We start from the raw sequence: 16,160 nt of genomic DNA, 5'->3' as shown, positions 1-16,160 counted from the left end.
GTTCGGTTTCAACTCAACTCCTTTTTTAACTAAAAATTTTAAAGCAAAGATTTTACTAAGCTTTAAATCACTCGAGAATAAAATAATTTTTAAAGTATTTTTTTTTAGATCATCGAATAAAGAAACTAACTCTGACAATACTTAATATTTTTTAAAAATAAATCAACAGCGTATTCAACCCAAGTACTAATTTCATTCTCTGATATTAAATAATCAGGATGTGTCAAACATTTTAGATGAGCATCACTTCTTAATAGCGATAAAAATATATTCGCAGCAACTTCTGAAGAAGAACTTAATTCAATTTCGCCCTGTTTAACGGATTTTTCTAGATATCCTGCAATGATATTTGCTAGACGCTGTGGACCCAATTCAAAGAATTTTTCAGATAACTCTGGGAACCTTACCGCTTCTGCAATACAGACCCTAAAAAAAGCCAAGCCTGAATGCGATAATATAAAACACAGATAGGTCTTCCCAATTTCAGTTAGTGCTGAGCGTAAATTGTCGGCTTTTGTTTCAACTAAAATAATTTGTTTTTGCATGTTGGTACATTGACGTTCAATCACCGCTGCAAACATCGCTTCTTTATTCTTATAGCAACCATACATGGTAGCTTTTGAAACCCCCGCTTCCTTTTGAATCATGTCGGTCGTTGTTCCACTAAAGCCGTGGATCAAAAAAAACTTTGTTGCTGCATCCAGAATTTTTTGATCTTTTTCATGAGCTTTCGTTAAACCAGACATATTGACCTTATAAAAATTTTAGCGATTTCGTTCTAAGTGTAACTCATCGAAAAGTTCAAAATCGAGAATTGACGGAAATTTAATTAAAGAGTAGAGTACCGATCGGTACAGTACAGTAAATATCTACTCCGTGCAATGAATTGATGTTTAAGATTTAAGGTAAAAGATGAATACAAAGCCACTCATCGGTTTAGCAGGTGCAATATTTGCTGCAATGACTGTTGAATTTAATAACCGAATTACCAGCATTACTTTAGTCGACATTCGAGGTGCAATGGGCATTAGTGTCGACTCGGGTTATTGGGTTAATAGTATTTACGCAAGTGCGATGATTATTGGAATGATCCTGTCTACGAGTTGGGCAGTCATTTTTTCTATGCGCAGAGTTCTTCTTTTTGCTATAGGACTTTGCCTTTTTTCTAGCGTTTTAATTCCTTTTAGTCCAAATATCGAAATCTTTTATCTATTACGTGGTTTACAAGGGCTCGCCAATGGTTTAACGATTCCTTTGCTCATGGCCTGTGCGCTTAGATTTTTAGGACCTGACATTCGGCTATGGGGATTAGCCTGCTATGCATTAACTGCGACGTTCTTTCCCAACTTAAGTGCTGCACTCTCAGCTTTTTACTTAGATGTAATTGGATGGAAAATGATATTTTTCCAAACTATTCCGTTTTGTGCGCTAAGCGCTGCACTGGTTTATTTTGGTATTCCCCAAGATCCATTGAATTATTCAAGAATAAAAACTTACGATTGGATGGGTGCCATTTTAGCGATTATTAGCTTAGCCAGCCTGAGCACCATGTTATTGCATGGCAACCATTTAGATTGGTTCCATTCTCAATTAATTTGTGTATTAGCCTTAATTAGTGCAATAACTTTACCTTGGTTTTTCATACATGAATGGCGTTATCCGTCACCATTGATTAAACCGCAAATGCTCGAAATCCGAAATTTTGCTTATGCTGTTTTCGCACTCTTTTGCTTTGTCATTATTGGTATGTCCACAAGCACATTACCACTCAATTACTTAAGTGCTGTACATGGCTATAAACCCACTCAGACCATGTGGATTGGCTTACAAATTGCGGCATTGCAATTTATCTATATTCCTATTGTTGTGAAACTTTTAAATCAAGCTTGGGTGGATAGCCGATATGTACACGGGTTTGGCTTACTTCTGGTGATTGCTGGTTGCCTAGGTGCAAGCCAACTTGATACCACATGGAACCAAGATCAATTTTATTTTTGGCATGCAATCTCATGTCTGGGGCAAACCTGTGTCGTGCTCTCGCTCTTAATGATGGGGACAAACAGTGTTCACCCAACTATGGCAATTTATGCATCCCCTATGATTAATACCCCGCGTGCTATTAGCGGTGTACTGGGTGTTTGTATTTTGGACTGGGTCAACCGAGTTCGCGGCGAATACCATTCAACCCGGCTGATTGAAAATACAGCCCAACATGTTTTCCAAAATATTCAAGGCCCTGTTATTAACCCACTTACTCCACCTGTGCTCACCGCAAATGGTGCAGATCGTATTTCAGGTGGTTTATCTGCCCTAAATTCTGCGATTCAAGCGCAACAATCAGTTTTAGTTATTAGCGATCAATATCTCATCTTAGCTGGCCTTACCGCTATTTTGTTCATCGTGATGTTGATTTTGCCAGTTCGAACTTATCCGCCACGTATTGCTCTCATTAAGTTAATGAATAGTCATAACTCAGGAAAATCTTTATGAGTACTCTCGAAGCCCAAGACACCACCCATACCGAACCACCCAAGTTAACCAAGGTGCAATTTCTCAAAAAGCATTGGGTTATGGCTATTGCGTTTATTATTGTCTTAGCATCTATTTTATGGGTTTTAAAACTTATATTTTTACCCTCTTCGGTTGTTGAAACAGACGATGCACGTGTAGATGTAGAGTACTCAACAATTGCCCCAAAAGTATCGGGCAATATTGAGGAAATTTACATTAAAGATCACCAGACCGTAAAAAAAGGCCAACTTTTAGCGCGGATTGATGCACGTGATTATCAAGCTGCTTTGGCTGAGGCTGAATCTAATTATGCAAAAGCGCAAGCTGACCTGAGTGAAGCAATGCTCGCAGTGGATAGACAACCCACTATCATTCGAGAAACTGAAGCACAGCTGAGAAAAGTAGAAGCTGGAATTAAACTCACCAAAGATAATACGGCTCGTTATGAGCAATTACAGGCACTTGGAGCGGAGTCTAGATTAATTACACAGCAATCTAAGACTACTTTGACTGAACAATATGCTGACTTAGACAGCAGTAAAGAAAAAGTGATTGATGCACAGTATCAGCTCAACCAATACAAGATTCAGGTACAAGCCAAACAAGCAGCCCTTAAACAAGCCCAAGCGGCGCTTGATAAAGCAAAACTGAATTTGAGCTATACAGAGGTTCGTGCACCTATTGATGGCATGATTGGTCAAAAGTCAGCTAATGTAGGTAACTTTGTGAGTGCTGGTAATCCACTCATGGTGGTTGTTCCTTTAGATCAGGTTTATGTAGAAGCCAACTTCCGTGAAATTGAGTTAAAAAAGATCAAGATCGGACAACCAGTTAATGTCTATGTAGATGCTTATAATGTTGAATTAAAAGGTGTGGTAGATAGCTTCTCTCCTTCAACTGGCGCATTTTTTTCTCCAATCTCGGCGACCAATGCAACAGGTAACTTTACCAAGATTGTTCAGCGCCTTCCTTTACGAATTAAGCTTATTGAAAATCAAAAAGACGTTAAATTATTACGCCCAGGTTTATCGGTTTTAGTCTCTATTGATACGACTAAATAGTTCGTCTAGATCTTGGAATATGAGAAAAAAAGAGACCATTTATGGTCTCTTTTTTAATTAATCTAAATTCATGGCAACCGCTCTGGTTGCTTTACGCTTTCGCGTGACGAACAACCCACAAACAACCACAAGCGAAGTTACCCCTAAAGATAAAGTGGTTTCATAACTATATGCTGGCGAGAAGAACATGTAAGCCAATACACTTAAAATAATAATAATGACAAACCAAGTCAGCCATGGGAATAACCACATTTTAAATGGAATTTCCGCTCCAGCTGCTTCTAACTTATGTCTTAAACGTAGTTGTGAGAATGCAATAACTAAGTACACCAGTAAAGCAATTGACCCTGTGCTTGAAAGCAATAAGCCAAATACTTTTCCGGGGAATACATAGTTAATGACACAACACACTAAACCAATAAAAGTTGAAGAAAACACTGCAATTGCAGGTACACCCGCATAATTGATTTTAGTTACTGCTTGTGGCGCTTCACTACGAGTGCCCAAACGAAATAGCATACGAGAGGACGTATAAATCGCAGCATTCATACAACTCGCAACAGCAATAAATACAACCGTATCAATGATGAGTTTAGTACCCGGTACGTTCAAGCTCATTAAAACGTATTGGAATGTCCCATACTTCTGTAAATCTGGTGAATGCCAATCGACAAGTGAAACAGCAATAAACATTGAGACCACAAAGAAAAGGATAATACGGTACAACACTAAATTGGTAGCGCGTCTGATTTTCTGTTTAGGATTTGATGATTCCGCTGCTGCAATTGAGACAATTTCTACTCCAAAGAATGAAAATGCCGTAATTAAAATTGCCGATAAAATGCCTCCCATACCATGCGGCATAAAACCAGCGTTGTTATATAAATTGGCAACGCCGCTAACATTTTTAGCTAAAGGCCAAATACCTGAAATTGCCAAAATACCAATAATAATGAAACCAATAATGGCCACTACTTTAACTAGAGAAAACCAGAACTCAAACTCACCAAAACTTTTGGTACTAAAAAAGTTGGCCAAGCTTAAGAACACAATAAAACAGAACGCATAGATAGAAACTGAAACGTTCGGAAACCATGAATGTAAAATTTCAGCACCTGCAATCGCTTCTACTGGAATCGCAAGCACCCAAAACCACCAATATAACCAACCAATGGTAAAGCCTGCCCAAGGGCCAATCGCTTTACGAGCATATGTAGAAAATGAACCAGTGTCTGGTTCTAAAACGGCCATCTCACCTAACATTCGCATGACCAGAAATACCATAATGCTGGTAATCAGGTATGCAAGAATCACCGCTGGGCCTGCCTTGGCAATTGCAGAAGATGAACCGACAAATAAACCTGCACCAATAACACCGCCAATACTAATCATTGTGATATGGCGATTTGAAAGTCCTTCGCCTAATTTTTTTGTTGTATCATTATTCATATTTCAATCCTTAAAAATATATCTATAAAAACAATCTATTACATGTTTAAAATCCTACGGTAATGAAAAAGGGAAAACTTAATGTTTTCCCCTTGTTGCAATAATTAATTTAAAGTTGGCATTGAAAATTGTTTTGCTTCACGGACCTGAGCAGATGGCCAACGTTGCGTAATAGTTTTACGGCGTGTGTAAAAACGGACACCATCTGGACCATAAGCATGTAAATCACCGAATAATGAACGCTTCCAACCACCAAAGCTATGGTAAGCAACAGGTACCGGTAAGGGCACATTTATACCCACCATACCAACTTGAATATGACTGCTAAAATAACGTGCTGCTTCCCCATCACGGGTATAGATACAAGTACCGTTACCATATTCGTGTTCATTAATGAGTTGCATGGCTTCTTGCATAGTATTCACACGCATAACTTGCAACACAGGACCAAAAATCTCTTGCTGGTAGCTGGTCATGTTCGGCGTGACTTGATCAATTAAAGTTGGTCCAACAAAGAAACCTTTTTCGTAACCTGTCGGTTTTGCATCACGACCATCTACCACAATTTTTGCGCCTTGTTGTTCTGCACTTTGAATATAGGCTTGTACCTTGTCTTTATGTGCTTGGGTAATAAGTGGCCCAAAGTCGTTGCTTGCATCTGCATAGTTGCCGAACTTCAATTTTTTCATTTCTTGAGTCAGCTTATCAATGACTACATCGGCAACTTCATCACCAATGGCTACTGCTACTGACAATGCCATACAACGTTCACCTGAAGAACCAAAAGCTGCGCCTAACAATGAAGTTACTACGTTATCAATATCGGCATCAGGCATAATAATCGCGTGGTTTTTTGCCCCACCTAATGCTTGGCAACGTTTGCCCGTGGATGTTGCAGTACGGTAAATATATTCAGCAATTGGTGTTGAACCCACAAAGCTAACCGCCTGAATACGAGGATGATGCAATAAGGCATCTACCGCTTCTTTGTCACCATTCACCACGTTAAACACGCCGTCAGGTAAACCCGCCTGCTTTAATAATTCTGCAAGGTATAAAACCACAGAAGGCGCTTTTTCAGAAGGTTTTAAAATAAAACAATTACCGCAAACCAGTGCCATTGGGAACATCCACAACGCCACCATAGCTGGGAAGTTAAACGGTGTAATACCAGCCACAACACCTAACGGTTGGAACTCGCTCCATGAGTCAATATCTGGACCGACATTTTTTGAATATTCCCCTTTTAAAAGCTCTGGTGCGCCGCAAGCATATTCAACATTTTCAATACCACGTTGCAACTCACCTTGAGCATCATGAGAAATTTTACCGTGCTCTTGCCCAATCAAAGCGCAAATCTTTTCAGCATTTTGTTCTAATAGTTGTTTGAACTTAAACATGACACGCGCACGTTTAATGACTGGTGTATCGCGCCATGCAGGAAATGCTTGCTCGGCTACCTGAACTGCTTCATTTACCGTTTGAGCATCTGCAATTTCGACTTCTTTACTAATTTCACCCGTCGCAGGATTGTAAACTGGCTGTTTTCTTACCGTTTTAGATACAATTCTTCCTTGAATGAAATGCCCTAGCACTTTTTTGGCTTGTTCACTATGCGTACTATTTTCAGTTGAAACTTCCTCATAGCTAAAATCTTCTAGGCCATTTGTCATTGTTGTTACTCCTTACTACAATTAATTTTCAGATCAAACTGTATTTTTCATTTAGTTTTTAAAGAACATCTATAGACGCTACCGATGCTCTTAAAATGTCTATAAGCCTTAATTCACTTGATAAAGCGCATCGCCCACGGCATTCATTAAGCGGTCAATATCTGCTTCTGTACTGTTAAACATTGGGCCGAACTGAAGCGTGTCGCCTCCAAAGCGAACATAGAACCCTTCTTTCCAAAGTTTCATACCAAGCTCAAAACCTCGGATGGTGGCATCGCCATCACGCGGAGCTAACTGCAACGCACCAATCAAACCACAATTACGAATATCTAAAATGTGCGGTGCGCCTTTTAAGCCATGCAGCATTTTTTCAAAAGTTGGTGCTAACGCCGCAGATTGAGCCAACCGGTTTTTCTTTTCTAAAACATCAAGCGCAGCTAAAGCAGCCGCACAAGCAACCGGATGCGCCGAATAGGTATAACCGTGAGTAAATTCAATGGCATGTTCCGGTAAGTCTTGTTGCATAAAGGCAGAGTAAATTTCATGGCTTGCCACCACTCCACCTAAAGGAATGGCACCATTAGTCACCTGTTTCGCAAAGTTCAAAATATCTGGTGTTACCCCAAAGTACTCTGCTCCCGTCCAAGTTCCTAAACGGCCAAAACCTGTAATCACCTCATCAAAAATTAACAAGATGTCATGCTGATCACAGATCTCTCTTAAACGTTGTAAATAGCTCGTTGGCGGTACAATACAACCCGCCGAACCAGAAATAGGCTCCACAATTACGGCTGCAATATTTGAAGCATCATGTAGCTCAATTAACTTAAGCATTTCATTGGCAAGTTCTACCCCACCTGTTTCTGCACAGCCTTTGGTAAAAGTTAAATTTGGTTGCAAGGTATGCGGTAAATGGTCTACATCCATAAGCTGACCAAACATTTTACGGTTGCCACCAATACCGCCTAAGCTTGTTCCCGCAACGTTTACACCATGATAGCCACGGGCACGACCAATCAATTTAGTCTTGCTTGGTTTACCTTTAATGCGCCAATAGGCACGTGCCATTTTAATAGCGGTATCTGCCGACTCTGAACCCGAGTTGGTAAAGAAAACGTGTTGTAGTTTTTCAGGCATATGCTGAACAATTTTATCTGCCAACTTAAAAGACAACGGATGACCAAACTGAAAAGCTGGTGAGTAGTCAAGCTGACCTAATTGTGCACTTACCGCCTGTTGAATTTCAGGCAAGGTATGACCAGCACCACAAGTCCATAGGCCTGAGAGTGAGTCGTAAATTTCACGGCCCGAATCATCAATTAGGTATGATCCTTTTGCGCCCACAATCATGCGCGGATCTTTAGCAAAGTTCCGATTTGCAGAGAAAGGCATCCAGTGTGCCTGATAATTTATGTGCATATTATTATTAGTTTGAACCGCATCCAGAGTATGCTCTGAGTCACTGAATTTATCCGTATCAAACATAACCATTCCTGTTTATTTTCAAATTATGGTTTGAGTGTACATAGCGTGATAAGTTTGATAAATTCAAATTATCTTGAGTTTAGATTTAAAAAAACAAAACTAAATGAAACCCAAAAAATTAAATCAAGTCACTGATTTTGATATTAAATTACTTAAAATATTTAAAACGGTTTGCGACTGTCATAGTTTTACATCTGCAGAAAGCATTCTTGGCATTAGCCGTTCTGCCATCAGTTTGCATATGAGTGATTTAGAAAATCGTTTAGGCATTCGGCTATGTCAGCGAGGCCGTGCCGGATTTGCCCTGACCGATGAAGGACGGGAAATTTTAGAATATATAGAAGTGCTTACGGCAGCCATTGAAGACTTCCGCTCCAAAGTTAACCAAATGCATAATCGTCTTAAGGGTGAGTTTAATATCGGCATTATTAACAATCTTGTGACGATGCCTAGAGGCTATATCACCAATACCTTGACACAACTTGCAGAGGAACATGCTGAGGTTATTATTAATATTAGTATGAGTACTTTGTCAGATATTGAATGCCGTGTGCTCGATAACCGTTTACATGCAGGTGTTATTCCACTTGTTACGCCTTTGTCTGGTCTAGACTATTTCGATTTATATAGTGAAAGTTCATTTTTGTACTGTGGCAAAAATCATCCGTTGTTTAGCCAGTGCAGCAATATGAATCTAGATGAGTTGAAAACATGGCAAGCGGTTCTCCCTAATTATGCTATTACACCAGAAGCGGCAAAGTTGCATCAGCTTTTAGACTGTAAAGCGACAGCAAGTGACCGTGAAGGCATCGCATTTCTGATTTTAACTGGAAAATTCTTGGGTTTTTTACCCGACCATTACGCAAAAAAATGGGTTGAAGATGGTTTTATGCAAGCTGTTTCAAAGGAGAAAATGTATTACAGTACCCCTATATGCTTAATTACTCATAAGGGTAAAAACCACAATAATATTTTAAAAACTTTCATGGAAATGCTTGAGAAGCGGATTGTTGCGGGTTAAAATTTATTGACAATTAATTAGATAATAAAATAGTAAATTTAAACTAATTATTTTAGATTATATTAAAAACTATAATAAATTATAAAAACCAGTTATCCTTGCAACTGGTTTTTTATAAAATAATTTATTAGTTAAATTTTTTTTATTAAAAGCTACTACTCAAAACTTGCTTTTGAATCTAATGACAATTCACCATGTTGATAAATATCTTTAAAAAGATTTAATAATAATTCTAGATCTTGATTAACATACTTTGCTTTCCATTCATCTTCATGGGGTTCAAAAATGTAAATCTCATCAGGATTTTTAGCATTTTTATTCACAAGACGCAAATAAGTACCTTCCGGATAATTCTCATTTTCACTAATACTACATCCAAACAAATAACCGTATTTAGAATCACAAACCATACTATAACTATCTATATCGCTATATGCTAACCGTCCATATTCTTCAGAACAATCAGCATCCGTTTTATGAATAATGACACTACCTCCAAATGAAAAAACATTTTTGACTATATTTGATAATTTTTCCCACCCCATTTCTTTTATATCAATTCGCTTCTCAGAAAAAAAAGGATTTCTTAAAACATAACTACAAACATATAAAATCATTAGCAACCTCTATAAAATAACATTAATGACCAAAAATTGGCGATACTACAATTTTAGTTGTAGCAATATTAGTTTTAGCATCAATAACTTTATAATAAGTAGTAGTGCTACCACTTGTTGTATCATGAATAATCAATTTGGCTAGTCCAGAACGTTCATACATAGTTTTCATCACTTGCCCACAATGGTCACATACTTCCTTTCCTCTAACAAGCACCTGCATAGTTTCTCCTTTTGTTAAACCAGCATCGTATGCTCTTTGAATTAAGGCAATTTCCGCATGTGCATTTTTCATTGTTAAATTAGGGTTACTTGGATCTATTTTTGCATTTCCAGCAGCAAGAGTTGGTGTATTTGTTCGATTAACTTCTGGTCTAGCAGTTTGATTGGTATCGAACATATGCTTACCACCTATATTTGATTCAGCTGTAACAGTGATAGGTGCTTTAGCGCCAGGTAATGTCTTACCAAATTTAATATCAACTTTTTGTAACTCTGCAAGCTCTTCTGCTAAACGCCCAGCAGACTTAGTTCCATCCTCACCAATTTTTAATATTTTAGCGACTTTTGAAAGTTTACCAACTGGCAAAATTTCTACATAATTAGTAGGAATAACTAAGTCACTAACAACAATAACGATCTCACCTAAGGCAGATTTTGTTTCTATATTTAAATAACTACTACTTGAATTAGCCCAAGTTGTTACTGAATCATCTAATTGGTTTTTAAATTTTTTAGCAGCTTCTATATCACCTTTTTTATATGCATTAATTAAGCCATCTAAAGCAGCTTTAGACTTATCATCCAAATATTTACGTGTAGCTTCAAGTTTTAATAATGCTTTATCCTTAAAAGCATTATTTTGAATTGCTATAGTTGCACTATTTGCAGCTGTATTAACATCATACCCAGCATAAGCGGAAATTGTACCAGCAATTAACTTACTATAAGCTTCAATTTTAGCTTTCTCTTCTGCTGAAACGAATGTTGGATTTCGGCCATGAAGCATTTCTTGTGCAATAATTTCGCCAACACCAGCACCAATCGCTCCAGCTTCGCAGCTCTGTTTTGTAGCAGCTGCCGCTGCACATCCAACTGCTGCATGAGCAATTTTATGTAAAATATAGTTTACATCTTCCAGACCTTTGAGATTTTGAGCTAATTCGCCTTGTAATGCTCCAGCTAAACCTGCTAGTAATGCAACCTGTAAATTATCTCCGAGATCTCCCCCTTTAATCGCAGTTTGTACTAAAGTTGATCCTACTGATGATGCAAAATTATTAGCTAATCGGTCTGGTAGAAGAGTACTATCTGGTTTTAAATTTAAAGCAGAACCAACTTGGCTCATTAAGCCAGCAGTGACTACTGATGCTGCTAAATTCTTAATAGAATCTTTACTTCCTAAATCTTTTAGTGTTTTACCAATATCTCCGCCGTTATTAATCAATCCTACACTTGCTTGAGCTGCCAGACTGGTGATTGCTGCATTTGCCATGGCACCTAGAGCTGAGGGAACGATTGCTCCTGCTGCTGTTGTAGTAACGCCAGCAGCACCGAGCATGCTTGCGCCAAGTCCAACAGTAGTACCGCTTGCAGCAGCCCCTCCTGCTGCACCAGCTGCCGCTGCCGTACCCGAACCCATCGTAACAATTGTTACAATGATGACAATAATTGCTGCCCCAGCACCTGTTAAACCTTGTGATTTATAGTCCCAATCCTTTTGAGTTAATAGTACTGTTTGCCAATCAACATCTTTTCGGTTAACTAATTCTTTGAGATATGCATTACCTGGCTGATTTGCCAATTTTAGAATTTCATTACGCAATTCAACTTTATTAACGTCTTTTTCACTAATTGGAACTTGCACACTCAAACCACCTGCCGCTATAAAAGTAGGTAAAACTGGACCATTAAAACTCGGTAACTGAGCAGTTTCAGTGATAGAGCCTTTATCCTGCATTGATTGCCAAACAACACTATTACTCTCTTTTTTTAGAGTTTCTGTGACAGTAGTCGAGGCGCTCTCCAAAGTAATAGTCCCACCCGCTTGGATTTCTGCTCCTTCTAGATAGTTGAATACAGTTCCTTTTAAACGAGTATCAAATCCAGACTTGGTTCCGATATAATCGGCATTTAATTCTGCAGGTAATTCTGATTTCACATTCCTCGTATTCGTGGTATGTGACTTATTCAGTTTGACACCAAGAAATGAACTTTTTTTACTGATATCTGTTGTATTGAGTGATACATCATCAGCAGTTAAAAAGTTTAGATCACCTCCTGCCTGAATATTAATTTTTCCATCAATCGCGGTTAGTTGACTTGAATACATATCAATACTAGTACGATTCTGACCACTCATAGCAGGCGTATTCTTTGCTTGACTCTTAATATTAATATTTTTTGCATCAATATCGACGGATAAGCCACCACTTTTCTCATCAGTCTGCGTTGTGGTAATCGTTTTCTTTTTGCCATACCATTTACTTTTGGTCTCAGTCTTCTGAGATTTATTAAAACTATTATTAATTGCAACATCAAAAATTATATTTTTATAAGCTTCAATATTTACATCATTTTCTGAGGTAATTGCGACGCCTTGTAAAATTAAATTATCTGTACTCTGCTTGCCTATAACTTTTATAGAAACGCCTTTAGTTCCATTAATAGTTGTAGGACTTACTGGACTAAACCAACGATAATCATTATCAGAAGGGCTTCCTTGTTCATATGAGTCTTGGTTAGCATCAATAATAATACTGCCTTTAATAACACCTTTTTTTACACTGTTTTCAGTAGGGTTATTGTATTTCCCTTGAATATTATATCCCTCACCATCTAAGGCTCCAGCAGCTTCAAGATTGACCTTTCCATCTTTCGCATCCATTGATGAACCACTTATACTTAAACCTTTATTAGATACGAGCTGGATGTTGCCTGTGTTGCTGATAATTTTTGAACCAGAGTGTACTTCTCCATTTACATAACCTACGTTAAATAGTTTTATCATTTCTGAATAAAAATCTTTTTGGTCTCTTAGCGGGCCATATTTTGAAACGTATTCTGGGAATTCCTTAGTCGTCTTTTGAAGAGCCTTTTGAAGCTCTCTGTCCATTTCAGGGCTTCCTTCTATTAATTCTCCCGAACTAATTCTTGCATAGACTTTAAGAGCCTCTTTCATAAAGAATGCAATTATGGCCTCATAGTCACTCGACTTTTGTAATATTTTTATCTCTTCATCTAGCTTTATTATTTTTGCCTTATATTCATCAGTATGTTGATTAGTAATTGTATTTCTAACTCCATCAACCACCAAGTCACCATTTGTCGAGACGATCGAAATATCTTTAGCAGCTTTTAAATTTGAACCTTGTAGCTCAACCTTAGCACCTTCTAAATTGATCCCCCCATTTGCTGTATCCAGCTTAACAACTTGTTCCGATCCATTCCCTGCAGTTCCACCATAGCCTTTTAAAGTTAAAGTGCCAGTTTTAGAAACAAGTTCAATATCACCTACTGCTTTTAAACTATAAACTTTAGGGTCAATCGTTAAGTTAGAATTGGTTTGAATTGTTAGGTCACCATTTAAACTATTTAACTTTGTATGATTCTTGAGTAAATCACTTCCGACCGCATTCAAGTTCAATCCAGTCTGACCTAAAATAAAACCACCCGCCTCTAATAAAACAGCTCCACCGGTTAAATTTGTATTTTGTAATACTTGGTTTCCTGTAGCCGTTACAGAGGTCACCCCTTTAGATGTTAAGTTTGTTACTTTATCCGCAATCCATTTAGTCGCTGGCGTATACTCCGCATTGCTATAAACCGTACGGCCAGAGCTTACCGCCAGATGCTGGTCTGATGTAGCATTCACACCCTGTAAAGTCAGTAAATCTTTTGCATAGAGTTCAGTATTACCTTTTGACGTTAATACGCTATCGATAATTGTACTCATACCTGCTCTACTATTGACCGCAAGTTTACCAACCGTAGAGCCTAGATCTGTATTTTGGACTTTAATATCGGATTTACTATTTTCTATCGAAACAGTTTGCCCCTTTAGAACATTATTTACCGTTTTAACTTGGCCCTTATTTGCAGTAACAACTACATCATTATTAGCTTTTAAATTTATTCCATTATTACTCGAAACTAATATATCACCCTGATTCGCATTAACTTGTACTGACTGTAAGTTAACGGTGCCATCACCAATTGAGCCAAGTGTTACCCCTTTTAAACCACTAATAACCGTCTGATCAGTTGTTAATTCATCTTTATCAGCTGAAGGCATCGCCTTGCTTGTCTGGGTCGAGTTTAAATTTATATTTTTATTCGCGAGTATAGAAATCTTTCCAGCCGAAGATGTGGCCTTTAAGCTATTTGCAGTAACTCCACCAGCAAGTGCGGTTAGATTAATATCACCTTGAGCCTTGAGCGCCTGACTTAAAACAAGGTCAGCAATTTCAGAACTCACATCAATATTTTTTTGTGAAGTCAGTGCACTATTGAGTGCTATTTGATTGGCATGTAGTTGAATACTGTCTTTATTGGAAATTTCTTTTGCTGTAACAGTTAAATTATTGGCTGCATCCAGCTGAACCAGACCTGTAATAAGCGGAAGTGCCTTGTCAGCATTATTCCAGACCAGATCACGTCCACTGTAGGCTTTAATGTTTTTAACTCTGGTTGCAGCGTTTTCAAGTGAAAAACCAAGATTCTTTAGATTTAGATCTCCTGAACTATACAGGTTGAGATCTTTACCCGCATAGATCGTCCCACCTTGAAGATCAATCAGGTTTTGGGTATTAGCCGAATTTGCTTGTAGGTTGATTGAACCTAATGATGCCTGTATATGGTTCTCTGTAAGTGATAACTTACCGTTACTTAAAATATTTAAATCTTTGGCAGCAATCAGTTTTGCGCCTTTGGCTGCGACCAAGTCTTTTTGTACTTGTATGGTTGCTGTACCACGGTTACTTTTGAGTTCCGATCCCGCTGCAAGATTGATATTTGCTGCATCAATATAGACATCCCCTCCTTGTGAATCATCCATAATGCGGGTATCAGCAGCCAGATTGATATTACCTTTGGCATTAACGATTAAAGGTGATGAAGCCAGGCTACCGACATTAATAATAATTTCTTTAGCATTTACATTCAGGTTATTACCTGAATCGATATTTAACATGCTATTACTGTTAATACTGCCTGATGAGTTGATGTCGGCAGCTGCACCCGTACCCGTTGTTTGTATGTTCACTAAACCTTGGGTTTTACTGGTTGAACTGATTGTGCCACTGTGTTCAATTTTTCCGGCACTGGTAATCACCAGATTGTTTACTGCTTGAATAGTCCCGGCGTTAGTCACGCCCAAACCTTTTTCAGTTCCCATCAAATAGATGTTGTTGGCATACATCCCACCCAGCGCTTTAACATCTACCGCCAATGTCGGTGCGGTTCCAGTACCTGTTTTAGCAGTAACATCCTGTAAATCTGCACTGACATTATTTGCCCCGGCAATCACCTGAATATCATTTTTGGCACGTAGTTCAGCACTAAGTTCTAGTGCACGGGCATAGAGATCCACATAGTTTGCATCGTTATTATTCCCCCCCAAACCAAATTTAGAATTGGGGTTCGCTGAGACCGTAATTTTTCCTTGGTCAATCGTAAACTGTTTGATACTACCATCAGCATTTAACTGAGGTTTACCTGTGGTAAAAATTGCCTTATTGGCATTAATAAAACCACCACCTTTAATGTTAATACCGGATGGGTTGGCAATAATCACATCAGCCATTTGCCCTGCAACTTCCAAGTTACCCTCAAAGCGTGAAGCGGCTGATGAATTTACTTCATTTAAAATAACTCGCGCTTCGCCTGTGGCTAAAAATGGATTGGCTGCAACGTTTCCTACTGTTTTTGTCGTAGCCCCTTGGCGACTGTTATTTAGGACGGCACCTTCAGCTAGTACATCAAACTGTTTATAAATATTATGGGATATCCCATTTTTTGGAGTTTGAATATTAACGACAGGAACGACTGTACCAGCTGAGTTCTTACCAGCTCCAATCACAGCTCTATTCGCAGCATTTGCCGCACTGTCCGCTACAATACCCGCATAGACAGGTGCTAAAGGCATCCACAAGCTAATACTGGCAACTAATGCTTTCACTTGCCAGAGTTGATGAAATGCCTGAGATTCAGTGTTATCAATATTGCTCTGGGCACTTGCTTCACTTTGGCCTGATGCCTTGGTTTGGCTTCGTACATTTTCGGCCACCGCCACAAACATTTGACGTGCTTTGCTATAAATAATGCGATAACTATTCTTGTTCAT

Annotated in this window: 9 protein-coding genes; 3 read left to right on the top strand and 6 right to left on the bottom strand. The window is 38.4% G+C overall.

From position 1 onward, the window contains the following. Positions 1–125 precede the first annotated feature (125 nt). Positions 126–746: a TetR/AcrR family transcriptional regulator gene (locus HMPREF0013_RS06760; protein WP_002113753.1), complete on the bottom strand. Its 621-nt coding sequence runs from the start codon at positions 744–746 to the stop codon at positions 126–128. A gap of 166 nt (positions 747–912) precedes the next feature. On the opposite strand from HMPREF0013_RS06760, the gene HMPREF0013_RS06755 reads away from it, so the two are divergent. Both HMPREF0013_RS06755 and HMPREF0013_RS06750 read left to right on the top strand, forming a co-directional pair. Continuing rightward, a complete protein-coding gene (locus tag HMPREF0013_RS06755; protein ID WP_005802173.1) occupies positions 913–2,490 on the top strand; it encodes an MFS transporter in 1,578 nt (525 codons plus the stop codon). Continuing rightward, positions 2,487–3,572 (top strand): HlyD family secretion protein, encoded by a 1,086-nt coding sequence (locus tag HMPREF0013_RS06750; protein ID WP_002113815.1) that lies wholly within the window; start codon positions 2,487–2,489, stop codon positions 3,570–3,572. The genes HMPREF0013_RS06755 and HMPREF0013_RS06750 overlap by 4 nt, the downstream gene beginning before the upstream one ends. A 57-nt stretch (positions 3,573–3,629) precedes the next feature. Here HMPREF0013_RS06750 and HMPREF0013_RS06745 read toward each other — a convergent pair whose 3' ends face one another. The 3 genes from HMPREF0013_RS06745 to HMPREF0013_RS06735 all read right to left on the bottom strand — a co-directional run bounded on the left by HMPREF0013_RS06745 (position 3,630) and on the right by HMPREF0013_RS06735 (position 8,185). After that, positions 3,630–5,021 carry an amino acid permease gene (locus HMPREF0013_RS06745; RefSeq protein ID WP_002113524.1) on the bottom strand — a complete coding sequence of 464 codons (1,392 nt, stop codon included), beginning with the start codon at positions 5,019–5,021 and terminating at the stop codon, positions 3,630–3,632. A 104-nt stretch (positions 5,022–5,125) separates the two neighbouring features. Then, positions 5,126–6,694 (bottom strand): CoA-acylating methylmalonate-semialdehyde dehydrogenase, encoded by a 1,569-nt coding sequence (locus HMPREF0013_RS06740; RefSeq protein ID WP_002113721.1) that lies wholly within the window; start codon positions 6,692–6,694, stop codon positions 5,126–5,128. Positions 6,695–6,802: 108 nt separating this feature from the next. After that, positions 6,803–8,185 (bottom strand): aspartate aminotransferase family protein, encoded by a 1,383-nt coding sequence (locus HMPREF0013_RS06735; RefSeq protein ID WP_078210337.1) that lies wholly within the window; start codon positions 8,183–8,185, stop codon positions 6,803–6,805. A 97-nt stretch (positions 8,186–8,282) separates the two neighbouring features. Here HMPREF0013_RS06735 and HMPREF0013_RS06730 point away from each other — a divergent pair, with 97 nt between their 5' ends. Next, on the top strand, positions 8,283–9,200 hold the full coding sequence (locus tag HMPREF0013_RS06730) for a LysR family transcriptional regulator (RefSeq protein ID WP_002113672.1): 918 nt from the start codon (positions 8,283–8,285) through the stop codon (positions 9,198–9,200). A 155-nt stretch (positions 9,201–9,355) separates the two neighbouring features. On the opposite strand, the gene HMPREF0013_RS06725 is transcribed toward HMPREF0013_RS06730, so the two are convergent. Together HMPREF0013_RS06725 and HMPREF0013_RS06720 are read right to left on the bottom strand one after the other, a co-directional pair. Then, positions 9,356–9,817, bottom strand: a complete 462-nt coding sequence (locus HMPREF0013_RS06725) for a hypothetical protein (protein WP_005075919.1) — start codon at positions 9,815–9,817, stop codon at positions 9,356–9,358. Between the two features lie 22 nt (positions 9,818–9,839). Then, positions 9,840–16,160: a DUF637 domain-containing protein gene (locus HMPREF0013_RS06720; RefSeq protein WP_005802165.1), complete on the bottom strand. Its 6,321-nt coding sequence runs from the start codon at positions 16,158–16,160 to the stop codon at positions 9,840–9,842.

Origin of the sequence: Acinetobacter sp. SH024 (genome assembly GCF_000163635.1) — a bacterium.
GTDB lineage: Bacteria > Pseudomonadota > Gammaproteobacteria > Pseudomonadales > Moraxellaceae > Acinetobacter > Acinetobacter pittii.
The sequence above is the reverse complement of the archived record's forward strand: the minus strand, read 5'-3'. Positions and strand labels throughout refer to the sequence as shown.

Excerpts from the sequence above, each read along its gene's own strand:
- HMPREF0013_RS06735 (WP_078210337.1), bottom strand. The coding sequence starts at position 8,185 with ATGGTTATGTTTGATACGGATAAATTCAGTGACTCAGAGCATACTCTG.
- HMPREF0013_RS06755 (WP_005802173.1), top strand. The coding sequence starts at position 913 with ATGAATACAAAGCCACTCATCGGTTTAGCAGGTGCAATATTTGCTGCA.
- HMPREF0013_RS06750 (WP_002113815.1), top strand. The coding sequence starts at position 2,487 with ATGAGTACTCTCGAAGCCCAAGACACCACCCATACCGAACCACCCAAG.
- HMPREF0013_RS06730 (WP_002113672.1), top strand. The coding sequence starts at position 8,283 with ATGAAACCCAAAAAATTAAATCAAGTCACTGATTTTGATATTAAATTA.
- HMPREF0013_RS06720 (WP_005802165.1), bottom strand. The coding sequence starts at position 16,160 with ATGAACAAGAATAGTTATCGCATTATTTATAGCAAAGCACGTCAAATG.
- HMPREF0013_RS06760 (WP_002113753.1), bottom strand. The coding sequence starts at position 746 with ATGTCTGGTTTAACGAAAGCTCATGAAAAAGATCAAAAAATTCTGGAT.
- HMPREF0013_RS06740 (WP_002113721.1), bottom strand. The coding sequence starts at position 6,694 with ATGACAAATGGCCTAGAAGATTTTAGCTATGAGGAAGTTTCAACTGAA.
- HMPREF0013_RS06725 (WP_005075919.1), bottom strand. The coding sequence starts at position 9,817 with ATGATTTTATATGTTTGTAGTTATGTTTTAAGAAATCCTTTTTTTTCT.
- HMPREF0013_RS06745 (WP_002113524.1), bottom strand. The coding sequence starts at position 5,021 with ATGAATAATGATACAACAAAAAAATTAGGCGAAGGACTTTCAAATCGC.